Annotated in this window: 4 protein-coding genes; 2 read left to right on the top strand and 2 right to left on the bottom strand. The window is 45.7% G+C overall.

Annotated elements, in window-relative coordinates:
* The coding region (nadX, locus tag VN429_RS07490; protein ID WP_325631607.1) for an aspartate dehydrogenase at positions 1–591 on the bottom strand (591 nt) is incomplete at its 3' end.
* A gap of 95 nt (positions 592–686) precedes the next feature.
* On the opposite strand from nadX, the gene VN429_RS07485 reads away from it, so the two are divergent.
* Together VN429_RS07485 and VN429_RS07480 are read left to right on the top strand one after the other, a co-directional pair.
* The gene (locus VN429_RS07485) at positions 687–1,955 is read left to right on the top strand and encodes a tRNA (N(6)-L-threonylcarbamoyladenosine(37)-C(2))-methylthiotransferase (RefSeq protein ID WP_325631605.1); all 1,269 of its coding nucleotides are present in this window, start codon (positions 687–689) and stop codon (positions 1,953–1,955) included.
* Between the two features lie 62 nt (positions 1,956–2,017).
* Positions 2,018–2,551, top strand: coding sequence for a hypothetical protein (locus VN429_RS07480; protein WP_325631602.1), 534 nt, complete (start codon positions 2,018–2,020; stop codon positions 2,549–2,551).
* A gap of 9 nt (positions 2,552–2,560) precedes the next feature.
* Here VN429_RS07480 and VN429_RS07475 read toward each other — a convergent pair.
* Positions 2,561–3,034, bottom strand: a 474-nt coding sequence (locus tag VN429_RS07475) for a hypothetical protein (RefSeq protein ID WP_325631600.1), incomplete at its 5' end; no start/stop codon positions are given.

Raw genomic sequence — 3,034 nt, 5'->3', positions numbered from 1 at the left:
ATCAGGATCTGCCCATAATTCGACCTGAACTTCATGAGTGCTGGCAAGAGCGATAGCCACTGATACGTTGATATTTTTGGGAAATTGCTTTATACAATCTTTTGCTTTTCCCTTGAATGCCAATGTCCTGGTGCTGACATTCATCTTAAGGCTCTCCGGACTTTTAGTGGTCCTAAGTAGGATACTCTCGATGTGGCTTATCTGGCCAATCTTGAGATTGTCCAGTCCCATGATTGCGCCGCTTGGAATATGAATCCGTTTCCGGTTTTCCTTGGCGACAGAAATAAGATCTTCCCTAAAGGCATCGTCAGCGAGGGCACCAACACTTAAGATGACCAGATCTTTCCCGTGTTCAATAATTTTTAGTGCGTATGCCCTTACAGCAACGATGGATGCTGCTTCAGCACAGATATCGAAATCAGCAGAGATGAATTCATCAAAGTCTGAATAAGGCTGTGCCCCGGTCAATTCTGCGAGGCTCGCTGCATGTTCAGGCAGCTGGTCAAAAACTCCAACAACCTGAAAACCCTCCTGATGGGTTGCGATGATCTTTCCTACGTTGCCACAACCCAGGAGCCCAATTCTGACCATTGCCTACATATTTGCCGAATATAATTAAACAGTTTTGCACAGTGTGATCGATTTATCGCTGTGCCTATCTGCCATCAGATCCCATATTCTGGATAATGGATGAAAAATCCGGCGAGTCTCTTTCCTATCCGCCATGGGTTCAGGCTCTTTCCGGGCAGAAGATCTGTATCCTGACCTTTGGATGCACCTATAATGAAGGTGATTCTGATAGACTCAAGCATATTCTCACGCGTGCAGGTTCTTTGCTCGTGGAGGATCCACAAGATGCGGATGCAGTGATTCTTAACACCTGTATTGTGATAGAGAAGACGGAACGCAAGATGATCAGGCTGCTGAAGGATTTGGAGGGGAAAGAGATCTGGGTCACCGGCTGTCTTCCCACTGCACGTGCCGCAATTCTTAATGAATTTCCTGCCGTCCGGATATTATCTCCTGATAGTATACATGCTGTTGATCTGGATCATAATGTGGCACCATCCGGTCCGGTTGCAGTTGTTCAGATTGGTTCCGGCTGCCTTGGTCACTGTACCTATTGCATCACGAGACATGCACGAGGTCGCATTAAAAGTAATCCGATAGAGGAAATAATCTCGCAGATTCGCGCAGCAGTCCAGGGAGGGGCTGTGGAAATCCGCCTGACGGGTCAGGATCTGAGTGCATACGGGTATGACTGGGGAACACCGTCTCTTCATACTCTTCTGCTTGCCATAGGGGAGATAAAGGGCACCTTTTTTGTTAGACTGGGCATGATGAATCCGGCAACACTACTTCCTATCATTCATGAGGTTGCTGATGCTTTGGACAATGATCACATATTCTCGTTTGTTCATCTCCCTGTTCAATCAGGGTCTGATCAAGTTCTCAAACGAATGGGGAGGGAATACAACCTCCCTACCTACCTCATGCTGGTAGATGCACTTAAGAAAAAAAATCCTGATATCTCTATCGCGACCGATGTTATTACCGGATTTGTTGCTGAGAGTGAAGACGAATTCAAAGAAACCTGTGAGCTTTTGGTTGCTCTTCAGCCTGATGCCCTTAATGTTACCCGGTACTCATACAGGCCGGGGTCCACTGCCCCAAGAGTCGGGGAACTTCCTGATCGGATCAAAAAAGATCGCTCACGTGAGTTGATTCGCATCGGTTATGCTATCCTGAAGACGAAGAAAGTAGCGCTTGTGGGAAGGACAGAAGAGGTTGTGATCACTGAAAAGCTTAGGGAAGGCACCGTAATGGGAAGAACCAGATCGTATACTGGAATAGTAATTGCTGAAGATCTCCTGGTAGGGAGCCTTCATATGGTGGAATTTACTGGAGAGCGGACCCAGTACCTCACTGGAAGGGTAATAAGATCACTGTACTGACCAAAAGCAGTCAGTTGGATTTTTCCCTCACCCGGGAGACGGTACCTGCACTGGTGAAATACATGGAAGATGTCATACTCAATGGATATAACCGCCTTATTGATCTCATTCAGACAACGGATGCCGGGATCGATAAGCACAGCGAAGAGATTCGCACTCAAGAAGCAGAACTCGTAGCAAGGATGGGTGCTCTGACTGCCCCTGTTATTCAAACAATGGGCATTACCATTCTTGAAAAAGGAAAAAAGGACAATAAAGGTGACATTTACGATGCGAAGCATTACTCTTCAAAGGTGTTTGTCCTTGGGAAGAGTGCCGATCCTGCTCCATACCGTCCAGATAATATGTCACGTCAGGTCATTGATCAGTTCTGTCTCATCAGTGCGGATGGCAAGTTCTACGAAGTGATGTATAGTGCTGATGATCTGATTGTTGACTCTTACATGGGAGAACTTACTCCACGTCAACTGATTGATCTCTATGGGTATGACGCGGTGTTTATGCTGTACAAAGGAATGAAGCAGTACCTTGAAGGGCAGGAAAATCTTCTCTCTGCTCTTGAGGTAACCCTCCAGTTTCTGGTAAAACCTGTCTGACCATCTGTTCTATTTTTCTTTCCAACTAAAAAGTGGAAATATTGGTTTGAGCAGATCTGTCTCCTCTTCATATCCTGATAACCGGAAGATCCTCTCTGTCCGCGATCCATCCTTCTGTTCCCATGAGACAGCTGCTTTTGCATTACGAAGCATTGAGGGTAGGTGATATCTGTGTACCGAATCAGGATTCAGATCCCCTACCTCATATCTGATATCATCTGGAATTATCCGGACCTGTACTGATCTGGCTGGTGCAGTTCCAAGATTCTCGACAATTACTGTTTCAGCATCGTCAGCCAGTGTAGCAGAGATCTCAGGATGTGCATTCTTTTTTGCATCCTCTGAGATCAGCAAAACAAGTAAAATCGTGAGAAAAATTACTGCTACAATACCTGCTGCAGCCGTTTCTATAAAAAACCAAGATAACAGAGTGAGAACAATTCCAAGAAAAACAGTCACAAGGATATTCTTATTCATATACTC

This window comes from Methanospirillum sp. (assembly GCF_035560735.1).
Taxonomy (GTDB): Archaea; Halobacteriota; Methanomicrobia; order Methanomicrobiales; family Methanospirillaceae; genus Methanospirillum.
Note: the sequence above shows the minus strand (reverse complement) of the source record. Positions and strands in the feature narration are given on the sequence as shown.

Excerpts from the sequence above, each read along its gene's own strand:
- VN429_RS07480 (WP_325631602.1), top strand. The coding sequence starts at position 2,018 with ATGGAAGATGTCATACTCAATGGATATAACCGCCTTATTGATCTCATT.
- VN429_RS07485 (WP_325631605.1), top strand. The coding sequence starts at position 687 with ATGGATGAAAAATCCGGCGAGTCTCTTTCCTATCCGCCATGGGTTCAG.